Origin of the sequence: Enterobacter cloacae complex sp.6700776 (assembly GCF_048284255.1) — a bacterium.
GTDB classification, from domain to species: domain Bacteria; phylum Pseudomonadota; class Gammaproteobacteria; order Enterobacterales; family Enterobacteriaceae; genus Enterobacter; species Enterobacter intestinihominis.
On the sequence record NZ_JBLVYK010000001.1, the window covers coordinates 70,163 to 85,761 of the forward strand.

21 protein-coding genes are annotated in these 15,599 nt (G+C 54.6%); all 21 read left to right on the forward strand.

The features are described 5' to 3' along the window. Nucleotides 1-14: 14 nt before the first annotated feature. The 21 genes from ACNQ0T_RS00460 to ACNQ0T_RS00560 all read left to right on the forward strand — a co-directional run bounded on the left by ACNQ0T_RS00460 (nucleotide 15) and on the right by ACNQ0T_RS00560 (nucleotide 15,597). On the forward strand, nucleotides 15-473 hold the full coding sequence (locus ACNQ0T_RS00460) for a DUF2280 domain-containing protein (protein ID WP_054829856.1): 459 nt from the start codon (nucleotides 15-17) through the stop codon (nucleotides 471-473). Continuing rightward, complete coding sequence (locus tag ACNQ0T_RS00465) at nucleotides 466-1,719, forward strand: PBSX family phage terminase large subunit (RefSeq protein WP_417929361.1); 1,254 nt, start codon at nucleotides 466-468, stop codon at nucleotides 1,717-1,719. Before ACNQ0T_RS00460 ends, ACNQ0T_RS00465 begins: the two co-directional genes overlap by 8 nt. A gap of 59 nt (nucleotides 1,720-1,778) precedes the next feature. Further along, nucleotides 1,779-2,099, forward strand: coding sequence for a hypothetical protein (locus ACNQ0T_RS00470; RefSeq protein ID WP_069595872.1), 321 nt, complete (start codon nucleotides 1,779-1,781; stop codon nucleotides 2,097-2,099). Between the two features lie 71 nt (nucleotides 2,100-2,170). After that, nucleotides 2,171-3,520 (forward strand): anti-CBASS protein Acb1 family protein, encoded by a 1,350-nt coding sequence (locus ACNQ0T_RS00475; protein WP_417929363.1) that lies wholly within the window; start codon nucleotides 2,171-2,173, stop codon nucleotides 3,518-3,520. Then, nucleotides 3,480-4,406 (forward strand): phage minor head protein, encoded by a 927-nt coding sequence (locus ACNQ0T_RS00480; RefSeq protein WP_417929364.1) that lies wholly within the window; start codon nucleotides 3,480-3,482, stop codon nucleotides 4,404-4,406. The genes ACNQ0T_RS00475 and ACNQ0T_RS00480 overlap by 41 nt, the downstream gene beginning before the upstream one ends. A gap of 2 nt (nucleotides 4,407-4,408) precedes the next feature. Continuing rightward, nucleotides 4,409-5,674 (forward strand): hypothetical protein, encoded by a 1,266-nt coding sequence (locus tag ACNQ0T_RS00485; RefSeq protein WP_417929365.1) that lies wholly within the window; start codon nucleotides 4,409-4,411, stop codon nucleotides 5,672-5,674. Nucleotides 5,675-5,686: 12 nt separating this feature from the next. Further along, nucleotides 5,687-6,136 carry a phage cement protein gene (locus ACNQ0T_RS00490; RefSeq protein WP_063843741.1) on the forward strand — a complete coding sequence of 150 codons (450 nt, stop codon included), beginning with the start codon at nucleotides 5,687-5,689 and terminating at the stop codon, nucleotides 6,134-6,136. A gap of 17 nt (nucleotides 6,137-6,153) precedes the next feature. After that, a complete protein-coding gene (locus ACNQ0T_RS00495; RefSeq protein WP_417929367.1) occupies nucleotides 6,154-7,230 on the forward strand; it encodes a major capsid protein in 1,077 nt (358 codons plus the stop codon). A gap of 9 nt (nucleotides 7,231-7,239) precedes the next feature. Beyond that, a complete protein-coding gene (locus ACNQ0T_RS00500) occupies nucleotides 7,240-7,533 on the forward strand; it encodes a hypothetical protein (protein WP_417929368.1) in 294 nt (97 codons plus the stop codon). Between the two features lie 62 nt (nucleotides 7,534-7,595). Continuing rightward, on the forward strand, nucleotides 7,596-7,997 hold the full coding sequence (locus ACNQ0T_RS00505) for a hypothetical protein (protein ID WP_417929370.1): 402 nt from the start codon (nucleotides 7,596-7,598) through the stop codon (nucleotides 7,995-7,997). Further along, nucleotides 7,997-8,170: a hypothetical protein gene (locus ACNQ0T_RS00510; protein ID WP_058671447.1), complete on the forward strand. Its 174-nt coding sequence runs from the start codon at nucleotides 7,997-7,999 to the stop codon at nucleotides 8,168-8,170. Before ACNQ0T_RS00505 ends, ACNQ0T_RS00510 begins: the two co-directional genes overlap by 1 nt. Continuing rightward, entirely contained in the window at nucleotides 8,170-8,520 is a 351-nt protein-coding gene (locus ACNQ0T_RS00515) for a hypothetical protein (RefSeq protein WP_126811111.1), read from the forward strand. Before ACNQ0T_RS00510 ends, ACNQ0T_RS00515 begins: the two co-directional genes overlap by 1 nt. 13 nt (nucleotides 8,521-8,533) lie before the next feature. After that, nucleotides 8,534-8,722, forward strand: coding sequence for a hypothetical protein (locus ACNQ0T_RS00520; protein WP_417929371.1), 189 nt, complete (start codon nucleotides 8,534-8,536; stop codon nucleotides 8,720-8,722). Nucleotides 8,723-8,779: 57 nt separating this feature from the next. Then, on the forward strand, nucleotides 8,780-9,247 hold the full coding sequence (locus ACNQ0T_RS00525) for a hypothetical protein (RefSeq protein WP_417929372.1): 468 nt from the start codon (nucleotides 8,780-8,782) through the stop codon (nucleotides 9,245-9,247). A 58-nt stretch (nucleotides 9,248-9,305) separates the two neighbouring features. Beyond that, nucleotides 9,306-9,770: a hypothetical protein gene (locus ACNQ0T_RS00530; protein ID WP_006808948.1), complete on the forward strand. Its 465-nt coding sequence runs from the start codon at nucleotides 9,306-9,308 to the stop codon at nucleotides 9,768-9,770. Continuing rightward, nucleotides 9,767-10,150, forward strand: coding sequence for a hypothetical protein (locus ACNQ0T_RS00535; RefSeq protein WP_032608745.1), 384 nt, complete (start codon nucleotides 9,767-9,769; stop codon nucleotides 10,148-10,150). The genes ACNQ0T_RS00530 and ACNQ0T_RS00535 overlap by 4 nt, the downstream gene beginning before the upstream one ends. A 64-nt stretch (nucleotides 10,151-10,214) precedes the next feature. Beyond that, the gene (locus ACNQ0T_RS00540) at nucleotides 10,215-10,958 is read left to right on the forward strand and encodes a phage tail tube protein (protein WP_417929373.1); all 744 of its coding nucleotides are present in this window, start codon (nucleotides 10,215-10,217) and stop codon (nucleotides 10,956-10,958) included. A gap of 57 nt (nucleotides 10,959-11,015) precedes the next feature. After that, complete coding sequence (locus ACNQ0T_RS00545) at nucleotides 11,016-11,687, forward strand: DUF6246 family protein (protein ID WP_417929374.1); 672 nt, start codon at nucleotides 11,016-11,018, stop codon at nucleotides 11,685-11,687. Nucleotides 11,688-11,699: 12 nt separating this feature from the next. Beyond that, nucleotides 11,700-14,630: a tail protein (tape measure) gene (locus ACNQ0T_RS00550; protein WP_417929375.1), complete on the forward strand. Its 2,931-nt coding sequence runs from the start codon at nucleotides 11,700-11,702 to the stop codon at nucleotides 14,628-14,630. After that, on the forward strand, nucleotides 14,630-15,127 hold the full coding sequence (locus ACNQ0T_RS00555; protein WP_417929377.1) for a hypothetical protein: 498 nt from the start codon (nucleotides 14,630-14,632) through the stop codon (nucleotides 15,125-15,127). The genes ACNQ0T_RS00550 and ACNQ0T_RS00555 overlap by 1 nt, the downstream gene beginning before the upstream one ends. Further along, nucleotides 15,127-15,597, forward strand: a complete 471-nt coding sequence (locus tag ACNQ0T_RS00560) for a hypothetical protein (RefSeq protein ID WP_015571561.1) — start codon at nucleotides 15,127-15,129, stop codon at nucleotides 15,595-15,597. The genes ACNQ0T_RS00555 and ACNQ0T_RS00560 overlap by 1 nt, the downstream gene beginning before the upstream one ends. Nucleotides 15,598-15,599 lie beyond the last annotated feature (2 nt).

Genomic DNA, 15,599 nt, shown 5'->3' on the forward strand with positions numbered 1-15,599 from the left:
CATGGAGGTAGCCTGTGGCAGCATTATCGACAGAGGTTAAAGCCTTCATCGTTCAATCACTCGCCTGCTACGAGACCCCGGTAAAAGTCATTGAGCTTGTAAAGGCTGAATATGGCATCGATGTCTCACGGCAGCAGGTGTCGCAATATACGCCCGGCAACGCAATGGCGGCCAAGTTGAGCCAGAAGTGGATTGACCTGTTCAACGCTACCCGTAAACGATTCCAGAATGAGATCGGTGACATTCCGATCGCAAATAAAGCGTACCGGTTGCGCGTTCTCGACCGAATGGCGACCAATGCTGAAAAGATGAAGAACTACGGCATGACCTCGCAGCTTATCGAGCAGGCCGCCAAAGAAATGGGCGATGCCTACACTAATCGCCAGAAAGTCGAGCATACAAGCCCTGATGGCAGCATGACGCCGCAGCCAACAATCATCCAGCTACTGCCTGTTGAGCCAAAGCATGAGTAACGCCGTTCAATTGCCGATCCCCGCGAAGCTTGCGCCACTGTTCACCGCGGTGAATAAGCGTTACCGGTGCTCGCACGGTGGACGTGGCAGCGCCAAGACGCGCACATTTGCCCTGATGACTGCCGTAAAGGCGTATCAGTCGATGATGAACGGTGAAAGCGGCGTGGTGCTCTGCGCGCGTGAATTCATGAACTCTCTGGAAGAATCGAGCATGCAGGAGGTGAAACAGGCGATCCTGTCTGTCCCCTGGCTGGCTTCCAACTTTGATATCGGCGAGAAGTACATCCGCACCATCGACAAGAGCGTTAACTACGTGTTCTGCGGTCTCCGGCATAACCTCGACAGCATCAAGTCGAAAGCTCGCATCCTGCTTTGCTGGGTTGATGAGGCTGAATCAGTCAGCGAAATAGCCTGGCAGAAGCTGAGCCCGACCGTTCGTGAGGAAGGTTCAGAGATTTGGGTGACGTGGAACCCGGAGCGCGACGGCAGCGCAACGGATAAACGTTTCCGCAAAGAAGCCGGCGACGACTGCATTACCGTTGAGATGAACTATACGGATAACCCGTGGTTCCCTGACGTGCTTGAAGGTGAGCGACAGAACGATCAGCGCCGCCTCGACCAGGCGACATATGCATGGGTGTGGGAAGGCGCTTACCTCGAAAACTCCGATAAGCAGGTGCTGGCCGGTAAATACCGGATTGCTGAGTTCTCGGACCAACTATGGAAAGAGGCCGATCGTCTGTTCTTTGGTGCCGACTTCGGTTTTGCCAAAGACCCCAACACGCTTGTTCGCTCGTTCATCCTGCACAACCGGCTTTACATCGAATACGAGGCATACGGGCAGCAGACAGAGCTCGACCACATGCCAGAGCTATACGACACAATCCCCGGATCGCGTGACTGGCCCATCAAGGCCGACTCGGCACGACCCGAGACGATCAGCTATCTCAAGCGGCAGGGCTTCAACATCTCAGCCGCCGAAAAATGGCAGGGGAGCGTTGAGGACGGTATCGCGCACCTTCGCGGATTTGACGAAATCATTATCCATCCCCGCTGCAAGAACGTCGCGCGCGAGGCCCGCATGTGGTCGTACAAAACGGACCGCATCACCGGTGAGGTGTTGCCGAAGCTCGCCGATGGTTACGAGCATTGCTGGGACGGTATTCGTTACAGCCTCGACGGACACATTAAGCGCAAGGGCCAGATGGCTGGCATGATGATCCCTAAGAGATTAAGGGGAGCGTGATTTAAAGTTGGACGGATTGATGCCGATAACATGTTGTTAAATCAACCTATGGAGGCGTCATGATTGATCAGAAAACTGTAGTACAAGTTAATTACGGACAAGAAAAAGACGTTGTTTTGGGAGAGATTGTTAAGTTCAGCTATTACCAGCCGACTCCTGGCGGGCATATTGAGGTTACAGCAAGTGGTATTCTTTCAGACTGCTCTTCAGTTTGCAAAGAATTGGTCGCACGCGTAGGCGAGATGATTCAGGTACGCCTTGTATCTTCAGTAAGTAATTCTGAGTTTACTATCAAACTTGACCAGTTATCAGTTAACGAATCCCCTGTAGATCCAGGTGCAATCGAAATTTTCTTATCAGGCATCCAGCCAGATAAGTAATAAACACTAATTACGTTATAGGTCGCTACGGTGGCCTTTTTTATTGCCATAAACCCACCACCGGACAATCCATGAATGACAAATTAACTCTCGCCGTCAACCATGCGTTGAACGATGCGCGGATGGCGCGCGCCCGTATGGGAATGATGGCGCCAACGATGGGGCTGGACAATAAGCGCCATTCAGCATGGTGCGAGTATGGCTTCCCTGAGCAGGTAACCTACGAAAACCTTTATGCCCTGTACCGTCGCGGTGGTATCGCTCACGGTGCCGTTGAGAAGCTGGTGGGCAAATGCTGGCAGACTAACCCGGAAATCATCGAGGGTGACGATGCCGACGAGAGCGAAAACGAAACTGCCTGGGAAAACAAGTCAAAGCAGGTATTCAACAACCGGTTCTGGCGCTCATTTGCCGAGGCGGATCGTCGTCGCCTTGTCGGTCGTTATGCAGGCATCCTTCTGCACGTCCGCGATGAAAAAGACTGGAACCTTCCGGTTACCAAAGGGCGAGGATTGCAGAATGTTTCCGTGGCATGGGCCGGATCGCTAACGGTGAGCGAGTGGGACACTGGGCTGAACTCGAAGACTTACGGTCAGCCGAAAATGTGGCAGTACGCCGAACGCTTGCCGAATGGTTCAAGTCGCCGCGTCAATATCCACCCCGATCGCGTTTTCATCCTTGGTGATTACTCAGACGATGCTATTGGCTTCCTTGAGCCAGCTTATAACGCCTTTGTAAGCCTGGAGAAGGTAGAGGGTGGATCCGGCGAGTCATTCCTGAAGAACGCCGCTCGCCAGTTAGCACTTAGTTTCGACAAGGAAATCGACTTTGGCAGCATTGCATCTATGTACGGCGTTAAAGTAGATGAGTTGCAGGATAAATTTAACGACGCTGCACGCGAGATGAATCGCGGCAATGATGTGCTGCTTTCTCTCCAGGGGGCCAGCGTAACCTCCCTTGTTTCTCCGGTTTCTGATCCGTCTCCAACCTATAACGTAAACCTGCAAACAGCCGCCGCAGGAGTTGATATTCCTACGCGTATTCTGGTTGGTAATCAGCAGGCCGAGCGCTCCAGCACCGAAGACCAGAAATACTTTAATGCTCGTTGTCAGTCGCGCCGCGTAGACCTCTCTTTCGAAATAGAGGACTTCTGCGACAAGCTTATTGACTTGCAGATCGTCGATTCAGTCAGCCAGAAAGCAGTTATCTGGGATGACCTGAACGAACAGACCGGCACTGAGAAGCTCACTAACGCCAAGACAATGGGTGAGATTAACCAGACCATGCAGGGCAGCGGCGATGAACCCGCGTTCACCCGTGAAGAGATTCGCACGGCTGCGGGCTATGACAATGACGACGAAGAGCCTTTAGGAGAAGAGGATGGCGGCGAAGAAGACGAAGCCACCGATTCTGCCGCGTAACTATCAGGATCCGACCGGAGCCGATGCGCTGGAACGCCGGGCAATGAAAGACTTCGCCAGGCGCATGAATAAGATTGGCAAGGCGTACAAATCAGCACTCGACAAAATACCTTCCTCCCTCGCAGTAAACGCCCGATACGAATACCAGCTAAACCCAGCGCTACTTTCCATCATCCTGAACGATGCCAGTTACCTGGTTGATCAGGTGCTGCTTGAAGGTGGCGATTACGACCTGTGGTTTTACGAGTATATCGATCTGGCATCGGAGAAAGGGACCGGTCAGTCGTTCTACAACCTCAGCCAGCAGTCGCCGGTGTACGCCGCTGGTCGTGAGTCGCTGGCGTCCATCCTCGCAAGCGACCCGTACCAGCAACGCATGGCGCTGGTGCATGCCCGTGTGTTTGAGGAAATGAAGGGACTGACGGCAGAAGTTAAGCGCGACATGGCGCGCGTGCTGACTGATGGCGTGGGCCGTGGTCTCAATCCGCTGGACATTGCCCGCAACCTGACTGACCAGACCGGCATCGAGAAGCGCCGGGCAAACCGTATAGCACGCACTGAAGTGACTACCGCGCTGCGCCGGGCTAAGTGGGATGAAGACCAGGAGGCGAATGACCTTTACGGCCTTAAAACGCTGCTGGTTCACATCTCGGCTCTGTCACCGACAACCCGACATACCCACGCAGTGCGCCATGCCCACCTCTACACCAATGAAGAGGTCCGTGACTGGTACAGCAAGGATGGCAACTCCATCAACTGCAAATGCAGCCAGCAGTCGGTGCTGGTGGATGCGGACGGTAATCCGGAATACCCGGACACCATCACGAAACTCAAACAGGAATATAAATCGATGCAGGCGCGCGGTTACGCCTGGGCGGAGAAATAACTATGCCTATGCAGGTCAATATCACCACGAAGGTGAACAGCCAGTCTATCCGGCGCGAAACATACAACGGTCGCGAGCATCTGGTGCTGCCGAGCTACACGCTGCCGGCAAACGTCGTCATGAATGGCGGGCTGTACACACAAGAGCAAATCGATGCCCACTATCAGGGTCTGGAAGGCACCCTGGCGCCGCTGGGCCACCCTCAGGTTAATGGTCAGTTCGTGTCTGCTTTCTCGCCAGAGGGGATTAACGCAGGCCATATCGGCGCATGGAACCGCAACGTTAAGAAGTCCGGTAATCGCATTTACCTCGAAAAGTGGGTTGATGTGTCCCGCGCTAGTGAGTCGGAAGGCGGTAAAGAACTGCTTGAACGTGTCGCTGCCATTGAGCGCGGTGAAGACGTTCCACCGATTCATACCAGTGTGGCCGCATTCCTCGACCAGCTTGAGCCGAACGAGCAACAACGCGCTACCGGAGCTGAGTGGGTAGCTGATATCCACGGCATGGACCACGACGCGATCCTGCTGCACGAAGTTGGAGCCGCTACTCCGGAGCAGGGCGTTGGCCTGATGGTTAACGCCGATCTTGCGCAGCCGCTTAAGGCGAACTCCGGAGCGCTGGTGGGGGAATCCTACCGTGAGCGTGAACAGCGTCTTGACCGCGCAGCCAAAGCAAAGTTTGCATCGGGCCCGGATGAATACGCCTGGGTGGCTGACTTCACTGACTCGCAAGCGGTAATCATCCGCAACGGCGGAACTGCTGAGGTGTTTGGGTACAAGTCTGAGGGCGGAGTTATCACCTTCGACGATACCGGCACCGCAGTAGCGCGCCAGGAGTCGTGGGTCGCAGTCGTAGCTAACAAATTCAAAGCTCTATTCACACCGCAGGAACAGCCTGCACCAAACCACAAAACGGAGGGCGACATGCCTTTAACCAAAGAAGAACTGGAACAAATCGGCAGCATGATCGGCCAGGCTGTTGCGACCAATACTGAAGCGGCTATTAAGCCTCTCGCGGAAAAGGTTGATGCGCTACAGGCCAACCAGAAGCAACTCGCTGACACCCTGACCGCCAACTCACGCGCTGAAGAGAAAGCCAAGCGTGATGCGGTTGCTAAGGTCCATGGCGACATCGTGGCCAACGCGCTTTCTGGCGATGCGCTGGACGCAATGTTCAAGTCGCTGGGCGAAGCTGCTCCGCTGGGCACCAACAATGCTCAACAGCACAAAGAAACCGGCGCACCTGCCGCAGACGAACACTTCAAGTAAGGAGCCGGAATAATGCCACGTTATCGTCGCGTTAATATCGACGGTCAGTCTCTGTACAAGACCGAAACCCGCACTACGGCCGCCGCGTTGCTTCCAGGCACCGCCGCAACCATCAACTCATCCGATAAATTCGCTCAGGCCACAGCGCTAACCGGCCGCCTGTACATCATCGATGTCGGTTATCACCAGGGCCTGACCATCACCGAATCAATCCCAGCCGGTGATTCGGCAGTAGGCAACTACGTCGAAGAAGGTCGTGAGCTTGCGCTGCGTTGCCTGCCTGGTGCGTATAAAAAAGACAGTCCGATCAAGCTGAGCACTGCTGGTCAGTTCACCCTTGCCACCTCCGACACTGATTCAGTGATCGGCTACAGCCAGGATGAATACACCATCGCGGCCAGCACCACCGATTATATTCGCGTGCGTATGCGCGTTGGCACCGTCGCCGCCGCTAGCGCTTAACAAAAGGAACAACGCACATGTATTTTTCAAAAGACACACTGGCGGCAAACTCCCGCCTCGGTGGCCACTGGAGCGAACTGTGGGCAAACCGCAACATGTGGAACCTTCAGAACGATTCCATCATTGCAGCTAACCGCGCGATCATGACGCCTGACATGCTGGCCTGTAACGCCGTTGGCGGTTTCTCCCGTGACTTCTGGGCTGAGATTGACAACCAGGTGCTGCAGCTGCGCGATCAGGAAGTCGGCATGGAAATCGTGAACGACCTGATCGGCGTTCAGACGGTGCTGCCGGTCGGTAAAACCGCCAAGCTGTATAACGTAGTTGGCGACATTGCTGACGACGTGTTAGTAAGCATCGACGGTCAGGCGCCATTCTCCTTCGACCACACTGACTATGCCAGCGACGGTGACCCCATTCCGGTGTTCACTGCTGGTTACGGTGTTAACTGGCGTCATGCTGCTGGCCTGAACTCTGTGGGCATTGATCTGGTCCTGGACTCGCAGATGGCTAAGATGCGCAAGTTCAACCAGAAGCGCGTCAACTACTACCTGAACGGCGATTCAAAAATTCAGGTTCAGTCCTACCCGGCGCAGGGCATCAAGAACCACCGCAACACCAAAAAGATTAATCTCGGCTCTGGTGCCGGTGGCGCGAACATCGACCTTACCACCGCTGACATGACCGCGATCTTTGCGTTCTTCGGTAAAGGCGCATTCGGTACTACCGCCCGCACGAACAAAGTCGCCGCATACGATGTAATGTGGGTTTCCCCGGAAATCTGGGCAAACCTGGCGCAGCCGTACGTGGTGAATGGCGTTGTAAGCGGCACTGTATTGCAGGCGGTTCTTCCGTTCGCGCCGGTGAAAGAAATCCGCATGAGTTTCGCGCTGACCGGTAACGAGTTTATCGCGTACGTTCGTCGCCGTGACGTGATCTCACCACTGGTGGGTATGGCTGTAGGCGTTGTTCCGCTGCCGCGCCCACTGCCTAACGTTAACTACAACTTCCAGATCATGTCTGCTGAAGGTCTGCAAATTACCGCAGACGATCAGGGGTTGTCTGGCGTTGTCTACGGCGCTAACCTGGCGTAAGGAAACAGCATGGCTAAATACGAAGTTGTGCGCCCATGGTTCGGCGTGAAGGTAGGGCAGGTGGTGGAGTTGAAAGAACTTCACCCGGCGCTGAAGTCTAACGTTCGTCTCATGAATGGTGAGGCAGGCGGAGAACTTACCCCTTCGACGCCTGATGCCGGTACCGGTGAGAAATCCCGCAAAGAGGTTATCCAGGCTCGTCTGGCTGAGCTGGGCATTGAGTTCAAAGGCAACCTGGGCGCTGAAAAGCTCAGTGATCTGTTGCCAGACGGCGAACTCGAAAAGCTTTTCCCTGCTGAATAACAGCCGCCGCTAAGGCGGTTTTTTTATGCCCCGCTCCGGCGGGGTATTTCACGGAGTCGATAATGGTAACTCTCGAACAGGCGAAGGAGTATCTGGAGAGCCAGGGAATTACCATTCCCGATTTTGTTCTTCAGGCTCTCGTCGACCAGGCCAACAGCATACAAGAGTGTCTTGATGCGCATTATCCGGCATCGACCGCGCTGCTGATTCAGCTCTATCTGCTGGCGCTTATGGGGCTCGGGCAGGGTGATAAGTACATCTCCAGCCAGACAGCTCCAAGCGGGGCGTCGCGATCTTTCATGTACCAGTCGTTCACCGATCGCTGGAAAGCATCAGTGAACATGCTGCGCGGGCTGGATAAGTACGGTTGTGCAACCTCCCTTATTCCTGCCGACCCTACCGCCACCCCGGCATTCGCTGGTATCTGGATCGGGAAGGGCGGCTGCATGTGCGGGGGTAAGTGATGAAGTACAAATCAGTGACGGAAGGCAAGCCGAAGCCTCTCACCCGCGTATGGGTCGAAACCGACACCGGGCGGGAGACTACCGGCTACGTGAAATCGGACGGCGAGTGGTTCATCAACTGCCCGCGCATCCGGGCGACCGGCGCGAAGGTGCTGCGCTGGAAGGAGGGCTGATGTCATCAGTAGCCAACTGGAGTTACACCGCCACGGCGACCATCTGGCGCAAACTGGAAGGAAATGACGAATACGGCGATCCGCTTGGCTATGCCGAACCTGAGCAAATCCTCTGCGATTACGAGGGCGGGCTCAGTAAGAAGTTAGCCAGCCTGGGCGCTGAAATCGTCGTTAAGAACACCGTCTGGACGGAGTTCGCGCTGGCGGCCGCGGGTGATTACCTGCTGATTGGCGTTTCGACTGAAGCGGACCCGGTTGTGGCTGGTGCCGACGAGGTGCGGCAAGTTATTCGCTACGCCGACACGTTCGAGCGTGTGGCGGATGATTATGCGATACTGACAGGCATCTAACTACGGAGACTTTATGGATATCGATTCGCTCACAATGTCTATCTCAGTGCTGGCGGTGGCTATTTCTGTTTATGTCGCTGTACTGGTTCCTGAGAAGAACTCCAAGCAGATTGAGTTTACACCCCGCGATCAGCTTCCACCCGAGGTGAGAAAGCTCATTGAGAATGTTGATGAGCTTGAGCGCAGGGTTAAGTTACTCTGATTACGCCATCCTGACTGGCATATGATTTATTCACGAACTCCCATATTGAGGCTGATAATGAAGGTATTAATTTTCGAGGAAGGGAAATACTCAGTGGTGATCACGGAGAAAAATACTATTTCACTCGAGAATAAGTTTGGCTATCGTTATGAGCGCCCGGTATCTACCTATGCTAACAGCGTTATGAACAAATTCATTCGCTGTGTAATGATCGACATTCCTGACGATAAATTACTCAATCAAGCGTTAAGTGAATATGGCGAAGAAATGAAAGTCTCAAAAATACGCTGGGTTGACGTCTACTCTCCATACGGAGAGTGGCAAGACGATAATGGTATAATCGTGAAGACTCCAAGTATTTTTCGCGCCACCTATAACAACATTAATCTCATGGTTGTGATGGTAGATGTTAAATCGGCTCCTGGACATGGCGAACCATCTGTGACTGCAAAACGCCCGCAGTTCATTGATGAAGATAACCTCGATTTTGTGAAGGTTGATGGTAACTTCATCGTATTAAAGTAATCATTAATCAAAGAGATAAGGTCGCTTAGGCGGCCTTTTTTATTGCCTGGAGAAAGCCATGGGTATCAAAGTGAAGGGCATCAGCCAGGCGAAGAAGCACCTGAACGATGTCATCAACGACGTTAAGGGCCGTAAGGTAATTCGCGCGCTGCAGTCAGCGATGATTCTTATCGGTGCCCGGGCGGCCTATTACACCCCGATCGACACCTCCACGCTGATTAACAGCCAGTTCCGGGAAATCGACGCGGGCGGCGTGCTCATCACCGGGCGCATCGGCTACTCAGCCAACTATGCCGCGTACGTTCATGAGGCGTCAGGCAAGCTGAAGGGGCAACCGCGCGCGCACTTCGGCGTTACCAGCAACCGGTCTGAGTTCGGACCTCAGAAACCGAAAGAGTTCGGAGGCGGTACCGGAACTGGCAACTACTGGGATCCGCATGGTGAACCGCAATTCTTAACCAAAGGCGCGAATGACGAGCGCGATAACGTTGACGCGGTGATGCGCAAGGAGCTTTCGCTATGACACCCATGATGCACGAGCGGGTGCGCAACATGTTCGGCGACGCCGGGCTAACTACCGGTTTCACAGTGCAGCAGCTTATGTACGACGACCCAGGTGACCTGTCGAAGGCGATCATGGTATTCAGGCCAAACGGCGGGTCAAATATCCGCACCGATCTCGGTTCTGAGTATCACGTCCTGGTTGATGTCGTAGGCGCGAAAGATAAGCGCAAAGACGCGCTCAACGCTGTGCAGCGCATCGTCGACTACGTCCAGGCTAACCCCATGGCTGACGAGTGCGTCGGCTACATCCAGAACATGGGCGCAATTCCCGCGCCGGTGCTCACAGAAGAAGGGCGAATAGTCTTCCGACTCCAGTTCGCCTGCACTTACGGCGAATAGCCATCCCAACCAAATAACCCGCTCCGGCGGGTTTTCTTTTTTATACGTCAAAGAGGAGTTTCACATGGCTAATTGCCAGAACTCGAACGAGCGCCTGTTCGGCGGTGCGGTCGTGCTGGAAGTCGCCGATGGCTGCCCGGACGTCAAACCACTCGAAGATGAGTGGATGGCGCTGGCCGCTGGTACATCGAAGGGCTTCGACTTCAACCCAAACTCGGTTACCTCTGATGCGGATGACGGCGGCGGCTATGTCGAGACCATCATCACCAACAGTGACTTCACCCTGAGCTTTGAAGGCGAAGTGCGAAAGAAGGACAAACTGGATCAGTACGGCGTTGGCAAGTTCATCAAGTATTTCGCTGACGAGCTGAAGGCCAAGCGCCAGCCTGGGATCTGGGTGCGCATGGATTACGGCCCGGTCGAATTCGTCGGCTACATGAACATCACCGCGCTGAGCTCTGACGGTGGTACCAACGACATCGTCACGTTCTCTACCGAGTTTAAAGTCGGTGATGCAACCACCATCGAAGTGAACGAGCTGACTGCTGTAGCAGTGACTGGCGTAACGGTAACTCCGGCAACCAGCACCGGCACAGCAGGCGGTACCAGCACCTTTACGGTGAATGTTGCTCCAACCGGCGCAACCAATAAAGAGTTCACTGTAGCGTCTACCGACGCGACCATAGCAACTGCTACTGCGTCCGGCACCACCGTTACTGTGAATCGCGTCGCCACCGGCAGCGCGCAGATCATCATCAACACCGAAGACGGCAACTTTGTGGCCGTGCATACGGTTACCGTTACCTAACGGACATTCCAAAGGGCGGCGTGCTGCCCTTGATAATGACCGTTTACTGGAAGGACTATGACCGCTTTAACCGATATTGGCGAACTCTCTATCAGCGACAGCCGCGAAGGCGGGAAAGACTACCTGCTCAGGCCTTCATTCGAGGCTATGAACAGGATCGGCACGCCGGAAGAGATTGTCCAGACGTACGCCACCATACACGGCAATGACGTTGCTCAGTTGATTGAGGTGTGCGCTGGCACGCTGGGGCGCTTTCCTGAATGGCTATCTCCATCATTCAATCGCTCTGCTGAGAAGCTTTTATCAACGTGCATGCTGGTACTTCAGGCGTGCTGCGATGACGACCTGACACCAATGATCGGCGAGTGGAAGGGGTGGCGGCACTGCGTCGTCTACCGACCGGGCAGATTGCCAAAGAACGACATAATTGTGCTGGCTCAGCATCTCATGCAGCACGGTGTAGTCGGAAAAGCCAAGGTTAGGCAGTTACAGCGCCACGAAACCGGCGAGACGACAACGGAGTTTAAGGCGATGGAATATATCGTCGCCGCTCAGACTCATTTCAGGATGAGCGAGGAAGAGGCGGCCAGGCTGACAATGACAAAATTTCAGCTGCTGCTGGCGGCGAAATACCCGGACCAGAAAGGCTTCACTCGCGAAGAGTACGACAGCATCGCCGACGAATACCTGGCTAAGCAGGCCGCGCGAAGGGCAAAAGCAAAGCAATAACCGGAGAATGACATGGCAGGTGAGAAGAACGCCGGTAGCATCGTTTATGAAGTCAGCGCCAATATTGAGCCGCTGCTACAAGGCGGGAAACAGGCCATTGATGCTCTGGATAAACTGGATGCTGCAGCACAGCAATCCGGCAAGGGAATGGATAACCTCGACCAGAGTGCGTCTCAAACTGGATCCGCGTTTACTGAACTGGCTGGTTATGCCAACTCCATGGATAACCAGCTGCGCAAGCTGAACACCAACGTGAGCGGAATTGCCCGCGCTATGGGAGAGGCCCGCAGCGGTACCGGCGGTGCGAGCAGTGAATTCAGCCGTGCCGAATCCATCATCGAGGCGCTGGGTAACCAGTTGGCTGTGCTGGATGAGGCACAGGAGAATGGCGCGCGCAGTGCCGCTATTCTGGCTGCGCAGTTGCGTGCCGGGTCGAAAGCGACAGACGAAGAAAAGCAGAAGATCGGCGATCTGACTGGTCGCCTGTATGACATGAAAACTGGCGCTGAAGGTGGCGCTAAAGGTACCGGCGCATGGAAGTCCAGCATGCAGCAGGCCGGGTACCAGGTGCAGGACTTCATCGTACAGGTTCAGGGTGGGCAGTCCGCTCTGGTGGCGTTCGCTCAGCAGGGTTCACAACTCGCTGGCGCATTCGGCCCGGGCGGCGCAGTAGTGGGGGCATTCATTGCGCTCAGTTCAGTGATTGCTGGCGTGCTGATCACCTCGCTTAATGGTGGTAAGACCGCCATGGACGCGCTGAAAGATGCAGCCGAAGCGATGGACAAGGTTATCAACGTCTCGATCAATGGCGTGGCCGCGCTGTCAGACAAATATGCGTACCTGGCGAAGACAAACGCTGAGGTCGCAACGCTGATGCGTAACCAGGCGCTCCTGGAGTACAACGAGGCGATCAACAAAATACCGAAAGCTATCAGTGACGCATCAAGTTCTCTACTGTCTTTCGGTGATAAAGCATTGTCGGCGTTCTCCGGCGGCTATGCATCGGTTGATGGATTTAATGACCGTCTGGCTACTCTGGAAATCACCACCGATAACTATGCCGAGGCAGTTAAGCAGGCATACGGCGCAGGTCAGGCGTTCCAGGCTACTGCGAACAGCATCGGCAATACCGTTGGAGCTGTAGCGGATAAGTTCGGCATCACCGAGCAGAAAGCCTTTGAGCTGAGCAAGCAGCTTTCAGATATTGCCAAAAACCCTTCGCCAGAGGCTTTGCAGCGTTTGGCTACAGAGTTGCAGAACACGCAGAGCTCTACTGAAAAGGGGCAAACAGCGCTCACAGCGTTCGTTGGTAAGTTGGTGGAACTTTCGCGTGAGGCGGTAATCGCCAAAGGCAACGTCGCGGCGCTCAAGCAAGAGACAGACAACCTAACCAGCGGCCAGAAGAACCTGATCAAGCAGTCTGAGCGCAACCTGGCACTCTCAAAGTTGCAGGGTGAAGCCCGCGCGCGTCTGCAGGCTCAATATGCTGCGGAAGATGCCGGGTTTGCGAAGGATGATCCGCACGCTAAGCAGATGCAAGACGATGCTGCTGCCACGTACATAAATACGCAGGCGCAGAAAACACTTCAGTCAGAGCAAAAGAAAGGAGCCTCCCAGGCTGATTCTATTGCTCAGAAACTTGCTAACCTCAAACAGCAGTCAGAGCTCGCTGCCGACTCAACCAATAATCTGAGTCGCGAGCAGGCGATCCTGAATGCGCAGCAGTCTCTCGGAAAAGGAGCCACAAAAGAACAGATCGCGCTGGCGGGGCAGTACGCGGCGGTAAAATGGGATACGGCCAACGCACTCAAAGCACAAGCCGCAGCCGAGAAACTCCTGCCAGAAGCGCGCGAAAACGCAAGTTATAAGCAAGATGTTCAGGATCTGAATACCGCTCTGGCTGCTAAGAAAATAAGCCAGGAGCAGTTCAATCAGACATCTGAGAGACTCGAGGCCACACACCAGGCAAACCTCGCAAAAATCCGCGCGCAGCAGGCGGTGACACCACAGCAAGATGCTGTAGGTGGCATTGATCCGGTTCAGCAACTGGCGAATGAAAACGCCCGAAAACTCGCGCTTATTCAGGCATACGAGCAACAGGGGCTTATCACTCACCAGAACGCACTAGCTTTACGCGCAGCAGCCGACACTGAATACGAGCAGCAACGCCTTGCGGCACAGTGGACTCTATTCTCTCAGCAAAGCGCAGCCAACCAGATGCTTGCGACATCGCTTGATGCTCTTGGCAATAATGCATCCAGCGCTTTCGCTGGAATTATCACTGGCACGCAAAGTGGTGAGGAAGCTGTTCGTTCACTCGCTAACTCTGTTGTTAACCAACTGATCAACTCCTTTGTGCAAATGGGCGTCGAGTGGGCTAAATCGGCAATCATGGGTTCCACAACCCAGCAGGCTGCAATTGCAGCGACAACGTCAGCTCAGGTTGCTGGCATTGGCGTGCAATCTGCTGCAAGTACCACAGCCGCCGCTGCGTCGACCGCCGCTTGGACTCCTGCGGCCATCATGTCCTCTGTGGCTTCATTCGGTGGAGCAGTGGCTATTGGTCTCGGCGCGATGGCTGGCATCCTGGCTTTGTCTGGCAAGCGTAAGAATGGCGGCCCGGTGAGTGCAGGCGGGATGTATCAAGTCGGCGAAGGGGGCATGCCTGAGATTTACCAGGCCAGCACTGGTAAGCAGTACATGATTCCTGGTGATAACGGTCGGGTGATCAGCAACAAGGAGATGACTGCCGGCGGAGGTGGAGGGGTGGTAATAAACATCCAGAACTACACGTCATCCTCGGTCGATGCGCAGGCTGGTACGGATGCCAATGGTGGAGTGACTGTGGATGTAATTGTCGCTGACCTGAACAACGGCGGGCCAATCAGTAACGCCATTACCAGCAACATGAACGTTAAACGCACGCCAAGGGGGCAGGGCTGATGCCAATTATCGACTATCCCGACTGGCTGCCGCTGGCGCAGAAGGCCAGCAAAAACATGACGCTCGATACCGGGTTCCAGACCGATCAGCCAGCGGTCGGCCCGGCTATCTTCGAGAATCAAACCGACGACCTGAAAGTGACCTGGTCGCTGACGTGGATCTTCACTCTGGCTGAGGAGCGCGCATTCCAGCAGTGGTTGCGCAGCCCGAACTATCTCAACCGCGGCCTTAACTGGTTCCGGATGAATATCAACCTTGGCGGCAGCGGTCTTCAGCAGCAGGAGCTTCACTTCACGCAGATGCCGGTGCAAACCAGTATCGACGGCGGGGTGGTGACCTGGACAGGAACGGTTGTTGCCAACCACCTCTACAACGCCGATGACGAGTTTGACGACATCATTGTTGAGCTGCCGCCGCCGTGGGATTCGTGGCTGGATATCGTGGTTACGGGTTATCCGGATGGACGCGATCCAGAAAGTCTTCCGAGGGTTCCCTGATGCCTTCATATCGTGAATATAATCAGAAGCGCCCGATTAGCGGCTGTTACAACACCATCACGTTCTATCACCCCTCCTTTGGTTACGTCCGCCTCGTCGACAAACAGTTCTTCCCGAAGACGCTTGGCGGCCAGACGTACACGCCAGCGCGATTTGAAATCGAAGAGAGCCAGCAGAGCGGAACTCCGGTAATCGACGCAACGGTGAAACTTGGGCGACTGTCTTCAGATATTAAAACGCTGATGAAGAAGTGGAGTGGTGTTTCCAGACTGTCGCCTATCACGGCAACTCGTCAGGTTTTCGATAGAGTTGATACCTCTACGCCAATGAAGAATTGGACATTATTTGTAAAAACTGTCGATGTTGTTTCAGATAACGCATCAGTTACTTTATCAATGACAAACCCGCTAAATAACAACATTGGTCAACCATATGATCCAGTCGAATACACGGGACTTCAGTACCTCTGATT